The sequence below is a fragment of the Paenibacillus sp. 3LSP genome, assembly GCF_032465655.1.
In the GTDB taxonomy this organism is placed as follows: domain Bacteria; phylum Bacillota; class Bacilli; order Paenibacillales; family Paenibacillaceae; genus Fontibacillus; species Fontibacillus barengoltzii.
Window position 1 is genome coordinate 1 of sequence record NZ_JAWDJI010000156.1, and the last position, 17,558, is coordinate 17,558.

Below are 17,558 nucleotides of genomic sequence, written 5' to 3' on the forward strand. Positions count from 1 at the left end.
GGGGGACCAGCGCCGCCGAGGTGCGGCTGCGCGGCGTGCGCTTCGCCTACGCCGCGGAGGACGCCGACTCCGTGGACGGCGTCTCGCTGGACATCCCGCAGGGCAAGCGGGTGATGGTGATCGGCCGCAGCGGCGCCGGCAAGTCGACGCTGCTGAAGCTGATCCAGGGGGCGCTTGCCCCAAGAGCAGGCACGGTCGAAATTAACGGCATCCCAGCCGCCGCCTACGGCGAGCGGATGCCGGAAGTCATCTCCGTGCTGAATCAAAGCCCCCACTTGTTCGACACCACGGTGGCGAACAACATCCGGCTCGGCCGGCCTACGGCTACGGACGAGGAGATTGCGCGGGCCGCGCAGGCGGCGCAGCTCGGCTCGTTGATCGCGGCGCTGCCACAGGGGCTGAACACGCCGATGCGGGAGACCGGCCAGCGGTTCTCCGGCGGCGAACGGCAGCGCGTCGCTCTGGCGCGGATCCTCCTGCAGGACACGCCGGTGCTCATCCTCGATGAGCCAACCGTCGGCCTCGATCCGCGCACGGAACGCGAGCTGCTGGCGACGATCTTCCGCACGACGCAGGGCAAGTCGCTCATCTGGGTGACGCACCACCTCGTGGGTGCCGAGAAGATGGATGAGATCGTGTTCATGGAGCACGGACGGATCGTGATGCGCGGCACCCACGCGGAGCTGCTGGCCCGCGAACCGCGGTACCGTAATTTATACCGGCTGGATTGTCCGGAGGAATAAGACGCATACTAAAAATCAGGCGGCGATGCATGGGGAAACCGGCATCGCCGTATTTTTATAGGTAGAAGAAAGGTACAGCAAGGTGAGCGAACTGCAAAAGTACAGTTGAATTCCGGGGACATAGTCTTATTGTGCCTCTTAGCTGCAAAAGTGCAGTTGATTTCCGCCAAATTTACCTTGGAATCACGATTTCGCCAAAATGAACTGTACTTTTACATTCCATTGTCCATTTTTGGCGCAAAACGGGTGGGATGAACTGCATTTTTACACTTGGCAGAGCGTTGGTGGTGCTTAAGCTAACTCATGATTTAATAAATTGCCTTTTCTGCTTCCGTTTTCATATAGGAGCCGATATAATGGTTCTTAATATATTTACATGAGGTGTAAGCTATAAGGGTTTGGTCAATCCCAATCGGATATAGCGTGAAAAATGCAGCGAACGGGGTGAGGGGATGGAGCTCAGACAAATCCAATACTTTATTGAGGCGGCTAAGCTCGAGCATGTGACGGAAGCGTCGTATGCGCTGCATGTGTCGCAGTCGGCGGTCAGTCGGCAAATCTTTAAGCTGGAGGCGGAGCTGGGCGTCGATCTGTTTGTCCATGAAGGCCGGAAGGTGAAGCTGACGCCGATCGGTCGGCAGTTCCTGCAGCATATGGAGCAAATGATGAAGGTACTTGAACAGGCGCGCCAAGAAATCAACGAGTATCTGGATCCGGAGCGCGGGACCGTCCGCATCGGGTTCCCGAGCAGTCTGGCGGCCAACCTGGTGCCCACGGTGGTGTCGGCGTTTCGGCGCCGGTATCCGGAGGTGCATTTTCAACTGCAGCATGGATCGTACCGGGAGTTGCTGGACTGGGTCGGCGGCGGCGTGATGAATCTGGCCATGATTGGTCCGGTGCCCCAAGGGGAACCCCAAGTCACCGGCGAGGTGTTGTTCCGTGAAAGGTTCAAGGTGCTGTTGCCTGCCGGACATCGTTTGGCTGACCGCGAATCCGTCGGGCTGGACGAACTGCGGGAGGATGTGTTCGTATTATTCCCAAAAGGCTTTGTCCTGCGGGAAATCGTGGTTGACGCCTGCGATCAAATTGGATTCCAGCCGAAGGTATCATTTGAAGGAGATGATCTTGATGCGATTAAGGGGTTGGTGTCCGCCGGATTGGGGCTGACACTGCTTCCCGAGATTGCGCTTGGTGAGCATATTCCTTCCACGATCGTATCGCTGCCGATGAGGGAGCCGCAGGTCACCCGGGACGTTGGGGTGATCATTCCAGCGAATCGCGAACTCGCGCCAACGGAAAAACTGTTTTATGATTTTTTGAAGGAAAATTTGCCGTCGTCATGCGGAATTTAGGATTCATCGAAAAATGATATCGATAAGGGCCGTGAATTTTGTCACTTACACGGTCCTTTTTTCTTGAAAATGTGTTACAATTTACTCGGATTGTTCAGGTTTAAGATGTGCAAATTTTCACTAACTCAAAATGGGTTAGAGGCATCCAAAGGAGGAACACTATGCTTGAACAGCAGTTCGGCAAGCGAATCCTCAGATTATCGCAAAGGAGAATCGAATATGTCAGAGACAGTTACTGAAACAAAAACGGAGCAATCCGTAGCTGGTACCGCAAGCGGGCAGCAGGAGCTCCTGGAGCAGCTCTTAAAGCCGGAGGTGCAGCAATCGCTGACCGCTCTGGTAGAGCAGCTTCCAAAATTAAATGAGCTCGTTGGGGTTTTGACGAAAACGTATGATTTTGCCAAAGCGGTGGCAACGGATGAAATCCTGAAGAATGATACGGTTGGCGCCATTTCGGAAATTGCCGGCCCAGTGGTAGGCAAGGTGAAGCATTTGGCTGCTAACGTGATCGAAGCGAAGGATCGCGCAGAGGAAAGCCAAGAAGTGATTGGCGTGTTTGGGTTGATGAAGATGTTGAAGGACCCGCAAACGCAAAAGCTGCTCCGATTCGTTAACGCCTACCTTCAAGTGTCCGGTGAACGGGACCGCCAACAAAACTAACGGAGGAATACGATTATGTCAAAACATATTTTAATTTTGGGCGCCGGCTATGGCGGCGTACTCAGCGCATTGTCGGCCCGTAAGTTTATGGATAAATCGCAGGCGCGGATCACGGTGGTCAACCAATATCCGACGCATCAAATCATTACAGAGCTGCATCGCCTTGCTGCGGGCAGCATTTCCGAACGCGCGGTTTCCTTGCCGCTTGACAAGCTGTTTAAAGGCAAAGATATCGATTTGCGGATCGCGAAAGTAGAGAGTTTTTCGGTGGATAAAAAAGAAGTGAAGCTCTCCGACGGCACCGTGTTGTCCTATGACGCACTGGTTGTTGGTCTGGGCAGTATTACGGCGTACTTTGGCATCCCAGGCTTGGAGAAGCACAGCATGGTGCTGAAATCGGCGGACGATGCCAAACGGATCTATGCGCATATCGAATCGCGGATTCGCGAATATGCGGCAAGCGGCAATGAAGCCGATGCTACGATCGTGATCGGCGGCGGCGGATTGACCGGCGTCGAGCTGGTTGGGGAAATCGCCGATAAGCTGCCAGAGTTGACGAAGAAATACGGCGTACCGCAAAGCGAGATCAAGCTCCTGCTCGTAGAAGCTGGACCAAAGATCTTGCCAGTGTTGCCGGATGCGCTGATCGAACGCGCGACTGCCAGCCTCGAGAAACGCGGCGTGAAGTTCCTAACTGGCTTGCCGGTAACCAATGTGGAGGGCAACACCATCGATCTCAAGGATGGTCAAAAGATCGTCGCCAACACCTTTGTTTGGACCGGCGGCGTGCAAGGCAATCCGCTGGTTGGCGAATCGGGACTGGAAGTCAACCGCGGCCGTGCTTCGGTGAATGAATTCCTGCAGTCCGTCTCTCATCCAGACGTATTCGTTGCAGGTGACAGTGCCGTATTTATGGGTCCGGACGGTCGTCCTTATCCGCCAACGGCGCAAATCGCTTGGCAAATGGGTGAGCTGATCGGTTACAACCTGTTCGCTTACCTTAACGGCAAGACGATGAACGCATTCAGCCCGATTAACTCCGGTACGCTGGCCTCGCTTGGCCGCAAAGACGCTGTAGCGACAATCGGGGCAAGCAATACCCAGTTGCGCGGCTTGCCAGCTACGTTGATGAAGGAAGCAAGTAACATCCGGTATTTGTCCCACATCAAAGCGCTGGATGCTTTAGCTTACTAAACGCCTTAAATATAAAGAGTCGCCCAGGAGGTTATATCCTCGGGGCGACTCTTTTTTTTCGTTATTCCACACTGCTTGGTTTATACTACTCCGTGAGCGATCATGGCGTCAGCAACCTTCAGGAAGCCGGCAATGTTGGAGCCGACAACCAGGTTGTCGTCATACCCGTATTCTCTAGCTGCGTTTACGCTGCTGCGATAGATGTTGCGCATAATGTCCTTCAGCTTAGCATCCACTTCCTCAAACGACCAGGCGAGTCTTGCGCTGTTTTGCGCCATTTCCAGAGCGGAAACAGCAACCCCGCCGGCATTGGCAGCTTTCGCTGGTCCGAAGTATACGCCATTGTTCAAATAAACTTCGATGGCTTCCAGCGTAGACGGCATGTTGGCCCCTTCAGCGACATATTTGACGCCGTTGGCCACCAATAGTTTCGCGGAGGCTTCATTGATTTCGTTCTGTGTTGCACAAGGCAAAGCGATGTCGCAAGGGATGCTCCAGATATTTTGGCAACCTTCTACATATTCCGCAGTTGGATGCTCGTTCACATATTCCTTGATCCGTTTGCGCTCGACTTCTTTCAAACGCTTCACGGTTGCCAGATTAATGCCGTTCTTGTCGTACACATATCCGTTCGAATCACTGCAAGCTACAACTTTCGCGCCAAGCTGCTGCGCTTTCTCAATTGCGTAGATCGATACGTTCCCGGAACCGGAGACAACAACGGTTTTTCCGACGAAGCTGTCCCCCCGGCTTGCCAGCATTTCGTTGGTGAAGTAAACCAGCCCGTAGCCGGTAGCTTCGGTCCGCGTCAAGCTGCCGCCATAGTTCAGGCCCTTCCCGGTCAGAACGCCGGTTTCATTGCCATACAGCCGTTTGTATTGGCCGAACATGTAGCCGATCTCGCGAGCACCTACGCCGATATCGCCTGCAGGCACGTCGGTATCTGGACCGATGTATTTGGACAACTCGGTCATGAAGCTTTGCGTAAAGCGCATCACTTCAAGATCGGATTTGCCTTTCGGGTCGAAGTCCGATCCGCCTTTGCCGCCGCCGATCGGTTGACCGGTCAATGAGTTCTTGAAAATTTGTTCAAACCCTAGAAATTTGATGATGCTGGCATTTACAGATGGATGAAAACGAAGTCCGCCTTTATAAGGACCAATCGCGCTGTTGAATTGAACCCGGAAGCCTCGGTTCACTTGGACTTTGCCTTGGTCATCGACCCAAGGAACGCGGAAGGTGATCATTCGTTCCGGCTCGACGATGCGTTCAAGAATCCCATGCTCTTGATATTTTGAATGTTTGGCGAAGACAGGAACCAGCGAGTCAAGGATTTCCTTGACGGCTTGATGGAATTCCGATTCCCCCGGATTCCGTTGTTGTACGGTCTCATATACCTGATCTACATATTTGCGAGCTGCCTCCAGGCCTGATTCGCGTTGCTGTGTTAAAGCCATGATCCACTCCACCTTTCTGATGTGCGTAATCGGATGAGTACGTTCACCATTTCACGATAATTATGACCTCTATTGTAATATTGATGTCAGCTATGAACAAAGCTAATTTGAGATCAACTTGATGATCGAATGAGATGAACTGGAGCGGAAGAACGGCTTTGTGGCAAGGCGGAATAGGAGTATTATGTCCGGAAGCCGCGGTTTCAGACACAAAAAGACCGGCTCCACAGGTTCCTTCCGTGCGGTTCCGGTCTCTCAAAATTTAAAGAAAATTATTTCTGGAAAGCGTTCCAGGAAGTGACTTGATCTACCGACAGACGCGCCGTTGCGTGGGCTGGTTTTGCAGCTTTCCCGATTGCGATCAGCAGGATTGGTTTCAGCGTTTCAGGCACTTCAAATGCTTCGGCAAATTGCTCGGCATTGTATCCGGCCATCGGTACGGTGTCGTAGCCTTTGGCTTTGGCGATCAGCATCAGTTGCATCGATACCAATCCAGCGTCGAACAGGTTGACTTGATGCAAACGTTCCGGTCCCATGCCGCCATAGCCTTTATGCAGACGCTCGACAAAATTATTTTTGACCTCTTCCGTCATTGTCCCAAGACGCACCGACTCGGAGTAGATCTCTTCGGCCCGTTCATACGAACGAAGGTCTCCCAGTACTGCAATCACAGCGGACGAATCCACAACCTGCTGCTGATTGTTGGCGATCGGGAGCAGCTTCTGCTTCAGCTCAGGCTCGTCGATGACCAGGAAACGCCACGGTTGCAGATTAGATGAGGACGGAGCGGACAATGAAAGCTCGATGATCTCTTTCAATTCCTCGCGGGGAATTTTCACAGACGGGTCATAGGCTCGAACAGAATGTCTCTCTTTAAGTACGGTATAAAAATCTTTGACGTCCACTTGATTTAACGTGCTCATGTTCTCTCCACCCTTTCATTTTTTTCCTGTGACTAGTATAAAATGTAACTGTAATAATTTCAAGTACAGTTAATGAGAAAGGTGGCAGAGCACCAAAACTTGTGGTTCTTAAGGATAAACAGTATCTTAAAGAGGTAGTTGGTCGATGACAGTTTGATCATACAGGGAGGGGTACACATGACATTACAGATCGGAATCGTTGGAACAGGTTGGTTTAGCAAGGTGCATGGGGATATTTTGGCAAGTTTGGACGGCGTTCGCGTGACAGGGGTTACCGGAACGACAGCCGCTAAAGCACAGGCCTTGGCAGACCGCTACCCAGGAGCGATTGGCTTCGGGAACCTCACGGATATGCTGGATTCACTGAAGCTGGATGCTGTTTATCTCTGTATCCCGCCAATGGCGCACGGGGAGATCGAAACCGAGTTGATTGAGCGCGGTATCCCTTTTTTCGTGGAGAAGCCGCTGGCAGCAGACTTGGAGACGCCGCAACGCATCCTCTCGCGGTTGGAGCAAAAGCCGTTGGTTCATGCGGTAGGCTATCATTTTCGTTATAAAGAATCGATCCGTCAGTTGAAGGAATCGCTCGAAGGACGGAAGATTGGGATGGCTCTAGGCACCTGGATGGGCGATATGCCGCAAGTGGCTTGGTGGCGTAACCAAGAGGGGTCTGGCGGACAGTTCGTGGAGCAGACGACCCATATTGTAGACCTGCTTCGCTACACCGCAGGCGAAGTCCGCGAGGTGTATGCTGCCTACGGGAATCGCGTGGTGCAGGAACGCTTCGAGAACGTCACCGTCCCGGATGTGGGCACCGTCACGATGAAGCTGCAAAGCGGGGCCGTTGCCACCATCTCCAATACCTGTATTTTGCCCGGCGGCGTGTCCGAAGTAGGTCTGAAATTGTATACGGATTCAGGTATTTTGACTTGGAGTCCCGAGCGGCTGGAGATCGATCTTCCGGGGACGAAGACGGCCTACACGGGGAAAGACAACCCTTATTTGGCTGAAACGGAGGCATTTATTCATGCTCTGCGTACCGGCGATACGTCGCGGATTTTATCCGATTATGCGGATGCTGTAAAAACGCAACAGATTACCTGCGCCGCCCTGGAGTCGGCCCGGACGGGGAATCCGGTTCGCATTGGAGAGTAAACTTAAGGAAAATTTGAAATAAATGTGATCTTTTTCGTTGTGGAAAGATAAAGAAATCCAGATTTGTAATCCGAATCACAATTCTCTTCGTTCCGTCATCTTATCCTGATTCTGTCTAGAGGAAAGGAGAGACGAGGAATGAAGGGAAATCAAGCCCAGAACTCATTTTTGAAGGGAATTTTGATCTGTGTCCTTTTGCTAAGCTTCACGGTGCTTATTGCCGGAGGATATTGGATTTTTAAATCGCAGGCACCTACGCCGCTGAAAGTTGTCAATAGTGCGGGTGAAGTTCTGACGACTCAGGAGCAGATTACCGGAGGTCAGGCGGTATTTCAGAAGTATGGTCTGATGGATTATGCCACCGTGCTGGGTCATGGCTCTTATCTGGGGCCGGATTACACCGCACAGGCGCTAAAAATCATTACGGATGCCATGCATGACCATCATGCGCAAGCCGAGTACGGAATGGATTATGCCGATCTGGCCCCGGAGCAGCAAACGTTGATTTTTGAGAAGGTCAAGGCGGAAATGAAGCAGAACCGCTACGACAAAAATGCAAAGACCTTGGTGCTGACAGACGGTCAGGCAGAAGGTCTGAAGCGGGTTCGCGCTTATTATGATCACGTCTTTACGGAGGGCGACGGGCGCGGTATCCAGCCAAATTTATTCGAGAACGATACGATGCCGGAAGAAGGCCGCGCTTATGTGGCGCCAGGGGATATGCGCAAGCAAATTGCAGACTTCTTCTTCTGGACCGCCTGGCTGTCCGGTACGCAGCGACCGGGCGACACGATGACGTATACGAACAACTGGCCGTATTTCGAGGATGCGGGCAATACGATGGGTTATTCCGCCGTACTTTGGAGCGGCATCAGCATGACGATTTTGATTTTAGTGCTGGGAATAATCCTGTATTTCTACAACCGCTACCGGCTGTATATGCAGGAGGCTTATGAGCCGGGCAATTTCCCGGTGCTGGATCTGAACCGTATGCCGGTGACGTCTAGTCAGGTGAAAACGGCGAAATATTTTCTCGTCGTTGTGCTGCTCTTTCTGATCCAGGTAGGGTTTGGCGCTTTGTTGGCGCATTATTACGTTGAACCCAACACCTTCTTTGGGTTAGATTGGATCGTCAAGCTGTTCCCGTTCAATATCGCGAAATCGTATCATTTGCAGCTCGTGATCCTATGGGTAGCGACGGCATGGCTGGGAATGGGGATTTATGTGGCCCCGCTTGTCGGCGGGAAGGAGCCGAAACGCCAAGGACTGCTGGTAGACATCTTGTTCTGGGCGCTGGTCGTGCTTACGGCGGGAAGTACAGTCGGGGAATGGCTTGGAGCCAAAGGTTACCTCGGCAACCTGTGGTTCTGGCTGGGCCATCAAGGCTGGGAGTACCTGGAGCTGGGCCGCTTCTGGCAAATCCTGTTGGTCATCGGTATGGCGATCTGGCTGTACATCGTGTACCGCGCAATCCGCAGCGCGCTGCGGATGGAAACCGATAAGGGCGGGTTAACGCATTTGCTGTTCTATTCGGCGATCGCGGTGCCGTTCTTCTATATCTTTGCCTTTTTCTTTAATCCAACAACTTCATTCACTTACGCCGACTATTGGCGGTGGTGGATTATCCATTTGTGGGTCGAAGGGATCTTTGAGGTGTTTGCCGTCGTCGTCATCGGCTTCCTGATGGTACGAATGAAGTTGGTTACCAAGGAATCGACGATTCGCTCTCTGTTGTTTCAGTTGATCCTGCTGCTGGGCAGCGGGGTGATCGGGATTGGCCACCACTATTACTATAACGGGTCGGCCGAGATCTGGATTGCCCTGGGCGCGGTCTTCTCGGCGCTGGAAGTCATTCCGCTGACGCTGTTGATTCTGGAAGCGTACGATCAATACAAAATGATGAAGGATGGCGGTCAGACGTTCCCTTACACCTCCGCCTTCCGTTTTCTGGTGTCAACCGCGGTATGGAACTTGGTTGGCGCCGGGGTGCTCGGTTACTTGATCAACCTGCCTGCGGTGAACTATTTCATGCACGGCTCCACGCTGACGACGGCGCATGCCCACGGTTCAATGATGGGCGTGTACGGGATGTTCGCCATCGCCGTATTGCTGTACACGATGCGCAACATCGTGAAGCCGGAGCAGTGGAACGACAAGCTGCTGCGCATCTCTTGCTGGGGTTTAAACATCGGATTAACCGGGATGATCGTCATCACCCTGCTGCCGGTTGGTTTTATCCAATTGAAGCATTCGTTTGACTTGGGGTTCTGGTCGGCGCGCGCCTTCTCGTTCTATCAACAAGATACGGTAAACCTGCTGCTGTGGCTGCGAATGATTCCAGACACGATCTTTATCGTCGCGGGGATTGTACCGCTGGTATACGTGATCGTTCGTTCGATGTTCCACCTGCGCAAGCCTAATGTTGCCGAAGAAGAAAGCTTTGAGTAGGGGGCGGGGAAGATGAGCCAATCCAGTCATCTCCTGCGCTCCTTCCCCTTATTCCAAGGGCTGACGGCTGATGAAGCAGCTCAAATTGCTCGGCTCACCGTTCCCCGTCTGTTGCCAAGGCGGATGGCGGTGTTCCGGGAAGGGGATGAGGTGGAGTCAATCTATTTTGTGGCGAACGAAAATTGCCCGCATTGCCGCAGCCTGCAGGGCGTAAGGCAAGGTTAATTTCTTGCAGACGAGTTACCCCAGCGTACGAATCTTTATCCATCACTGACACCCCCCTCGCCTCGCGTAAGAAGGCAAGGGGGGTGTTTGGTTTGAACCGACAAAAAAAGAGCCCCGCTTCAGCGAGGCTTCAAGCATCAATATATAAAATTTGGAGGAACCTAAACGAAGTACCCTGATTGGCCGAACGTGCCGTAGGGTTAGAAGTGAAATACAGCCATCAGCATCGGGGCGACCCCTAAAGTAAACAGGGCAGCCAGGATCATGGAGATGCTGGAAATTGTCCCGGTCAACGTGCTGAGCTCAAACGCCTTGGATGTCCCGGTGCCATGGGCACTGGTCCCAAACAATACACCTCGGGCAACCTCGCCTTCAATGCGGAACAGTTTCATGACGAGCGGTCCCAGCATGGCGCCCAGCAACCCGGTCAAAATTACAAAGACCGCGGTAATATTCGGCACGCCGCCGATCACCTGCGATACATTCATCGCGATGGGGGTCGTAATCGAACGTGGAATCAAGCTGTTAATCAATTGGGTGTCCAGATGTAGCCATTCCGCGAGAACGGCGGAGGAGAACATCGCGACCACCGAGCCGCAAAGCACGCTAATGAGAATTTCTACAGCGTGTTTTTTCAGGACGTTGTAGTATTTGTACAGCGGAACAGCAAACGCGATCGTTGCCGGTTGCAGCAGGCTGCTAAGCCATTTTCCGCCGGAATGATAAGTTTCATAAGGGATTTGCGCCCAGAGTAAGCCGATCACCAGAATCAACGGAGTAATCAGCAATGGGGACAAATACACTCTTGGCCGTACCCGGTACAGGCGTTTAGATAAAGCATAGATCATGAGGGTAGAAGCTAAACATAGTATGCCAAGGATCATGAGGTTCGGCCCTCCTTTCGTTTTTCGATGCGAGAGGCGACAAGCCCGGAGCAAACCATCACGATGACGGTGCTCAAGATGACTACGATCAAGATCCGTACGCCTTCGCTTTCGAGCAGAGGAATGTATTGCATGACGCCGACGGCAGCAGGAACGAAGAACAGCAGCAGCTCGGCCAGCAGCCAATTGGCGCCCCGCTCAATCCATTTCAGCTTGACGACGCCTGTTTTTAACAAGATAAACAACAAGGCAATGCCAATAATGGAACCTGGTATCGGTAAATGGAGCAGCTCCGCGACTTTATTCAAGGCCATCGCGGCGAAGAACAGGATGGCGACTTGAACAATCCCGATGCCGATCTCTTTCATCTTGTTCATTTCAGCAGCTCCCTTCTTTTTTTGGTTAGTAATGAAATTTTACATCGATTATTTTCATGAGTAAAATGAATATAAAGAATAAATATCATTCCACTTCGTTATAGAAAATTGAGCTAAAGGGGTTCAGACGGTTGGATATCCGACAAATGCAGGTTTTAATCGAAGTCGCACGGCTGCGAAGCTTCACGAAGGCGGCTGAAGCGCTGTACATCACGCAGCCAACCATCAGCAAAACGATTAAGGCGATGGAGGAGGAGCTGGGGGTAGTGCTGTTTGACCGCGTTGGCAAAAAGATCGAGCTGACCGACGCGGGACAAATTATCGCAACGCAAGCCCAGCAGATCGTGACCTCCTTTCAGAATCTGATGGCAGAGCTTGACGACTTGCGTAATTTAAAGAAAGGACATCTTCGTATTGGGCTTCCGCCGATGGTGGGGGCGAGTTTTTTTCCGAGGGTGATTGGGGAGTTTCATCAACGTTATCCCGACATTACGATTCAATTATTTGAGGACGGCGCCAAAAAAGTAGAGCAAGACGTCGCCAAGGGATTACTGGATGTGGGCGTGGCCGTATTGCCGACCGTGGAGGCGGAGCTGAGCTATTTTCCGTTCGTGGAAGAGAAGCTGAATCTAGTCGTCCATCCCTCGCACCGGCTGGCAGAACGGGAATGCGTCGAATTGGCTGAGCTAGCCCCGGATGGGTTCGTGTTGTTCCGTGAGGACTTTACACTGCATGACCGTATCATCGGGGCGTGCGCGAAGGTCGGGTTCCATCCGCATATCATTTACGAGAGCTCCCAATGGGATCTAATCAGTGAAATGGTGGCGGTCGGTCTCGGCATCACCTTGCTGCCGGAAACGATTTGCCGCGAAATCGACGACGAAGGCGTGCGGATTATCCCGCTCGTCAACCCGGTGATTCCGTGGAAGCTTGGCATTATTTGGCGTGACGATCGGTATTTGTCTTTCGCTACTCGGGAATGGATCCGGTTTGCACAGGAGGTCCTGACGTCACATTCGGAATAAATCGAGAGTGCATGCAGTGAACGGTTGTTTGAAAAGGTACATATTTCCCGGGAATTTGACAGATAGTAAGGGCGAATGTCGAATTTCGAATACCTTGAAAAGCATGAAGGAGAGACAGCTGTGAAGTTTGCTTTAATCTGTTCATTGCTGGTCAGTTTGTTGTTCGGAACAGGGGTCCCTGTGGCGGATGCCCAAGCGGACGTTGCTCATCATTTCGGATTTAAAAAGAGCGTTGGCGGTCAGCTCCCCTCTATTAATGAGGAAGGGTTCAAAGATATTATCGACAAGCACGGCGCGATTTTCTTCGGTGATCCTTCGAGCAAAGTGTTGTTTCTGACGTTTGACAACGGATACGAGAACGGGTATACCGCCCCGATTCTGGATACGTTGAAGGCGAAGAAGGTACCGGCGATATTTTTTGTCACTGGCCACTACATCAAAGATCAGCCGGAGCTGCTAAAGCGCATGGTTGCTGAGGGCCATTTGATCGGCAACCACTCCTGGAGCCACCCGGACATGACGACGATCTCCGATGCCCAGATTCGGGAGGAGCTGGAGAAGGTCAAAAGCGCCACGGCAAAGGTCACCGGGCAAGCCAAGATGGACTTCTTGCGCCCGCCTCGCGGGATATTCAGCGATCGAACGCTGCGTGTGACGAAGGAGCTGGGGTATACGAATGTGTTCTGGTCCGTGGCTTATAAGGACTGGGATGTGAACGACCAACGCGGAGCGGATTATGCTTATCAGAAGGTGGTATCGCAGCTGCATCCCGGCGCCGTGATCCTCCTGCACTCCGTCTCCAAGGACAATGCGGCGGCACTGGGAGCGATCATCGATGAGGCTCGCCGGCAAGGCTACGAGTTCAAGAGTCTGTATGAGTTGAAACCAGGGCAGTCGCGTCCATAACTCTGTTTCCCACTTCGACCGTAACAATCGGGCATTTCGACCGGTTGGGGCGGTCTTTTTTTTTGGTTCTATGTCCGAAATTTGACGGCGCTTGACTTCGCTTAGGCGGGTTATTATAATTAGCTTTGCAAATAAATAGGATACCTAAATATTAAATAATGAAAACAAATGAACAGGAGGGGTTGATTTGTTCACCGGTGACAACTCGCAGGCGCAGCGGCTGCTGAAGACGTTTCACCGCTTTCGGAGAATGGATCTGAGCAAACTTACGCCATCGGAGTTTAAACCCAGCGAAGTCCGATTGATGTTTTATATTTTGCATGGCATGGAGAAGGATGAGCGTGGCGTAACGATTTCAGAGCTGAGCGCGATGCTGGAGGTGGCTTCTCCGACAGTCACGCCACTCGTTCGCAGCTTGGAAGAGCGCGGGATGGTGCTGAGGTATAACGACAAGGAGGACCGCCGGGCGGTTCGCGTTAAGCTGACGGAGCAAGGAATCGCACATATTAAGGAGCTTGCCAAGAAAAGATCGGCCCAAATCCAAGGGTTGGTCGAATTTTTGGGCGAGGAGAAAAGCCAGCAGTTAATTGAACTGTTGGAGCAGGTGTACATGTATATCGAAATGAAGGCCAACCCTAATAAGAGTCAAGAGCAATGATATGAATAGACATGTGGAGATGATGGGAATTGATCAAACTTTTCCGCAATTTGAAACCCTACCGCTGGCTTGTGGTAGCGGTGCTCGTATTCGTCTTCTTCCAGACGTTATCCGAGCTGTATTTGCCAACGCTGATGTCCGACATCGTAGATAATGGGGTCGTAAATGGAGATACTCCGTATATTTGGAAAATCGGCGGTCTGATGCTGCTGGTTGCACTTGGAGGCATGGCCTGCTCCATCGCCGCCAGCTACTATTCTGCCAGAGCGTCAACCGGGTTCGGGAAGCTGCTCCGGGGCAAGGTGTTCAAGCATGTATCAAACTTTTCGCTAGAGGAGTTTGATCGCATCGGCACTGCCTCGCTGATTACCCGTACGACCAACGATATTACCCAAGTCCAGCAAGTGCTGATTATGATGCTGCGGATGATGGTTATGGCGCCGATGATGTGTCTGGGCGGCATTATTATGGCCGTCTCGAAGGACGCCACGCTGTCGCTGGTACTGGTAGTGGTTCTGCCGGTCTTGGCCGGAGCGATCTTCCTCATCGCACGGAAAGGACTGCCTTTATTTAAAGCGATCCAGAAAAAAATCGATAAACTGAACCTCGTTATGCGCGAAAGCCTGACCGGGATTCGCGTCATCCGTTCGTTTAATCGGACGGACTACGAGAGCAAACGGTTCGACGCGGCCAACCTCGACTTGACCGATACGTCGATCAAGGTCAACAAAATTATGGCGTTTATGATGCCGGTCATGATGCTGGTGATGAACCTGTCCTCCGTAGCAATCATCTGGTTTGGCGGGCTGCGGATCGACTCTGGACATATGCAAGTTGGGGATCTGATGGCATTTCTCCAGTACGCCATGCAAATCATGTTCTCGCTGGTGATGGTCTCGATGATGTTCGTGATGATTCCACGGGCGTCAGCTTCAGCCAGCCGGATCAACGAAGTGCTGGATATGGTTCCGGTGATCAAAGATTCGGCGAAGGGCAAATCTTCATCGACTGAGGTCAAAGGGCTGGTCGAGTTCCAGAATGTGACCTTCAGCTATCCGGGTGCGGAGCAACCGGCGGTGCAGGATCTTACGTTTACCGCCAAGCCGGGACAGGTTACGGCGATCATCGGCGGGACGGGCTCCGGGAAATCCACGTTGATCAGCTTGATTCCGCGGTTTTATGATGTGCAGGAGGGAAGTGTCCGGATAGACGGTGTGGATGTCCGTGATATGACCCAAGAGGAGCTGCGCAGCAAAATTGGGTTTGTCCCGCAAAAAGCGGTGTTGTTCACTGGAACGATCAGCGAGAACATCCGTTATGGCAAAGAGGATGCGACTGACGAAGAAGTGCGGCGCGCCGCGGATATTGCCCAGGCGACCGACTTTATTTCCAAGATGGAGCAAGGCTTTGAATCGCCGATCGCTCAGGGCGGCACCAACGTGTCGGGCGGTCAAAAGCAACGGCTGTCGATTGCGCGGGCTTTGGTTCGTCCGGCGGAAATTTATATTTTTGACGACAGCTTCTCGGCTCTGGACTTCAAGACCGATGCGAAGCTGCGGGCAGCTTTAAAGGAAGAGACGAAGGAGGCTACGGTGATCATCGTGGCACAGCGGGTAAGCACTGTGCTTGACGCGGACCAAATCATCGTTATGAACGAGAGTCAAATCGCTGGCATCGGCACACACCAGGAATTGATGGAAACTTGCGATGTCTATAAAGAAATTGTGTATTCGCAGCTTTCGGAGGAGGAGATCGCATGAGTCAGGAGCAATCATCGAATAAACGCAGATTCGGCGGTCCTCGTCCGGGGCATGGTCCGGGTCATGGCGGCCCCCGCATGGGGATGCCGGTGGAGAAAGCGAAGGATTTCAAAGGAACCCTAAAACGGTTGATCCGATACTTAAGACCACATAAATATCAATTAATGGCTGTATTTGTGATGGCCATTCTGAGTACGCTGTTCAGCATTTTTAGCCCCAAGGTGATGGGGAAAGCGACAACCAAGCTGTTTGAAGGAATTGTTGCGAAGGTTCAAGGGGTTCCCGGCGCGGAGATCGACTTTCATTATGTATGGCAGATCATCATGATCCTGATCGGATTGTATGTGCTGAGTGCGTTGTTTGGGTATGTCCAACAGTATTTGATGGCCGGCGTGGCTCAGAAGACGGTGTATGACCTGCGGAAGGATGTAAACGCCAAGCTGAACAAGCTGCCGCTCAAATACTTTGACGCTCGAACACACGGGGAAATTCTCAGCCGGGTCACCAATGACGTCGACAACATTGCCGGAACGTTGCAGCAAAGCTTGACGCAGCTGATCACCTCGGTCCTGACGATCATCGGGGTGATCGTGATGATGCTGTCGATCAGCCCGCTGATGACCTTGATTGCGGTGCTGACGCTGCCGCTGAGCATTGTGGCCATCACCTCAATCGCCAAACGTTCGCAGAAGCAGTTTGTCAGACAGCAAAAAGAACTTGGCCAACTGAACGGCCATGTTGAAGAAATGTATACCGGCCACAAGGTAATTAAGGCGTTTGGCCGCGAACCGAGATCGCTGGAGCAATTCGACACCATTAACGAACGGCTGTATGAAGCCGGTTGGAAAGCGCAGTTTATCTCCGGCGTAATCATGCCGATCATGAGCTTTATCGGCAACATCGGATACGTGCTAGTGTCGGTGGTTGGCGGGATCCTTGTGACCAAGAAATCGATAGAAATCGGGGACGTACAGGCGTTTATCCAGTACGCCCGTCAGTTCACGATGCCGATTACGCAAACAGCGAACATCGCTAACATCATCCAGTCGACCGTGGCTTCTGCGGAACGGGTGTTTGAAATCCTGGATGAAGAAGAGCAGGTGCCGGAAGTGGCGAACCCCGTGGTTCTGGAAAAGCCTCGCGGCGACGTGGCGTTCAATCACGTTCAGTTCGGCTACGATCCGGAGCATTTGCTCATCGAAGATATGAACATCGACGTGAAACAGGGACAAACGATCGCCATCGTTGGGCCAACCGGCGCCGGCAAAACAACGTTGATCAACCTGTTGATGCGCTTCTATGAAGTGAATGGCGGTTCGATCACCGTGGACGGAGTGAACATCGCCGAGATGAGACGCGGTGACCTGCGCAGTCTGTTCGGCATGGTCCTGCAGGATACGTGGCTGTTTAATGGCACGATCCGTGACAACATCGCTTATGGTCGGGAAGGAGCCACCGATGAAGAAGTGGTGAAGGCCGCCAAAACGGCGTACGCCGACCACTTTATCCGTACGCTGCCGGGCGGTTATAACACCGTGCTGAATGAGGAAGCATCGAACATTTCGCAAGGGCAGAAGCAGCTCTTGACGATCGCCCGGGCCATCCTGGCAGATCCGGCGATCCTCATTCTCGACGAAGCTACAAGCAGCGTCGACACCCGGACTGAGGTGCAAATCCAAAAAGCGATGAAAGAGTTGATGAAAGGCAGAACCAGCTTCGTCATCGCCCACCGCCTTTCCAGGAGATCACCAAGCAGAAGCAAGGGATCCCGAATATCGGCAAGCTCCGGAT

16 protein-coding genes are annotated in these 17,558 nt (G+C 52.5%); 12 read left to right on the forward strand and 4 right to left on the reverse strand.

All coding sequences use genetic code 11. The features are described from left to right. The 4 genes from RW092_RS12845 to RW092_RS12860 all read left to right on the forward strand — a co-directional run. Positions 1-743, forward strand: a 743-nt coding sequence (locus tag RW092_RS12845) for an amino acid ABC transporter ATP-binding/permease protein (protein WP_316010386.1), incomplete at its 5' end; no start/stop codon positions are given. A 452-nt stretch (positions 744-1,195) separates the two neighbouring features. Then, on the forward strand, positions 1,196-2,095 hold the full coding sequence (gene gltC / locus RW092_RS12850) for a glutamate biosynthesis transcriptional regulator GltC (protein ID WP_016314258.1): 900 nt from the start codon (positions 1,196-1,198) through the stop codon (positions 2,093-2,095). Positions 2,096-2,314: 219 nt separating this feature from the next. Continuing rightward, entirely contained in the window at positions 2,315-2,755 is a 441-nt protein-coding gene (locus tag RW092_RS12855) for a DUF1641 domain-containing protein (RefSeq protein ID WP_016314257.1), read from the forward strand. A 15-nt stretch (positions 2,756-2,770) separates the two neighbouring features. After that, a complete protein-coding gene (locus tag RW092_RS12860) occupies positions 2,771-3,949 on the forward strand; it encodes an NAD(P)/FAD-dependent oxidoreductase (protein ID WP_316010387.1) in 1,179 nt (392 codons plus the stop codon). 80 nt (positions 3,950-4,029) lie between these two features. On the opposite strand, the gene gdhA is transcribed toward RW092_RS12860, so the two are convergent. Next, positions 4,030-5,406 carry an NADP-specific glutamate dehydrogenase gene (gene gdhA, locus RW092_RS12865; protein ID WP_316010388.1) on the reverse strand — a complete coding sequence of 459 codons (1,377 nt, stop codon included), beginning with the start codon at positions 5,404-5,406 and terminating at the stop codon, positions 4,030-4,032. A gap of 272 nt (positions 5,407-5,678) precedes the next feature. Continuing rightward, positions 5,679-6,329, reverse strand: coding sequence for a nitroreductase family protein (locus RW092_RS12870; RefSeq protein ID WP_028539195.1), 651 nt, complete (start codon positions 6,327-6,329; stop codon positions 5,679-5,681). Positions 6,330-6,506: 177 nt separating this feature from the next. Here RW092_RS12870 and RW092_RS12875 point away from each other — a divergent pair, with 177 nt between their 5' ends. From RW092_RS12875 to RW092_RS12885, 3 genes are all read left to right on the forward strand, one after another. Then, positions 6,507-7,484: a Gfo/Idh/MocA family protein gene (locus RW092_RS12875; RefSeq protein WP_316010389.1), complete on the forward strand. Its 978-nt coding sequence runs from the start codon at positions 6,507-6,509 to the stop codon at positions 7,482-7,484. A gap of 138 nt (positions 7,485-7,622) precedes the next feature. Further along, on the forward strand, positions 7,623-9,932 hold the full coding sequence (locus tag RW092_RS12880; protein WP_316010390.1) for a nitric-oxide reductase large subunit: 2,310 nt from the start codon (positions 7,623-7,625) through the stop codon (positions 9,930-9,932). 12 nt (positions 9,933-9,944) lie between these two features. Beyond that, on the forward strand, positions 9,945-10,157 hold the full coding sequence (locus RW092_RS12885; protein ID WP_316010391.1) for a cyclic nucleotide-binding domain-containing protein: 213 nt from the start codon (positions 9,945-9,947) through the stop codon (positions 10,155-10,157). Between the two features lie 200 nt (positions 10,158-10,357). Here the strand turns inward: RW092_RS12885 and RW092_RS12890 are convergent, their stop codons facing one another. After that, entirely contained in the window at positions 10,358-11,041 is a 684-nt protein-coding gene (locus tag RW092_RS12890) for a CidB/LrgB family autolysis modulator (RefSeq protein ID WP_016314250.1), read from the reverse strand. After that, a complete protein-coding gene (locus tag RW092_RS12895; protein ID WP_028539199.1) occupies positions 11,038-11,409 on the reverse strand; it encodes a CidA/LrgA family protein in 372 nt (123 codons plus the stop codon). The genes RW092_RS12890 and RW092_RS12895 overlap by 4 nt, the downstream gene beginning before the upstream one ends. 140 nt (positions 11,410-11,549) lie before the next feature. Between RW092_RS12895 and cidR the strand changes: the two genes are divergently transcribed. The 5 genes from cidR to RW092_RS12920 all read left to right on the forward strand — a co-directional run. Continuing rightward, entirely contained in the window at positions 11,550-12,443 is an 894-nt protein-coding gene (gene cidR, locus RW092_RS12900; RefSeq protein ID WP_036625991.1) for a cidABC operon transcriptional activator CidR, read from the forward strand. A gap of 75 nt (positions 12,444-12,518) precedes the next feature. After that, complete coding sequence (pdaA, locus tag RW092_RS12905) at positions 12,519-13,349, forward strand: delta-lactam-biosynthetic de-N-acetylase (RefSeq protein ID WP_410055539.1); 831 nt, start codon at positions 12,519-12,521, stop codon at positions 13,347-13,349. Positions 13,350-13,536: 187 nt separating this feature from the next. After that, positions 13,537-14,007, forward strand: a complete 471-nt coding sequence (locus RW092_RS12910) for a MarR family winged helix-turn-helix transcriptional regulator (RefSeq protein ID WP_316010393.1) — start codon at positions 13,537-13,539, stop codon at positions 14,005-14,007. A gap of 29 nt (positions 14,008-14,036) precedes the next feature. Further along, positions 14,037-15,767: an ABC transporter ATP-binding protein gene (locus tag RW092_RS12915; protein WP_316010394.1), complete on the forward strand. Its 1,731-nt coding sequence runs from the start codon at positions 14,037-14,039 to the stop codon at positions 15,765-15,767. Continuing rightward, on the forward strand, positions 15,764-17,558 hold a 1,795-nt coding region (locus RW092_RS12920; protein ID WP_316010395.1), incomplete at its 3' end, for an ABC transporter ATP-binding protein. The genes RW092_RS12915 and RW092_RS12920, both read left to right, overlap by 4 nt.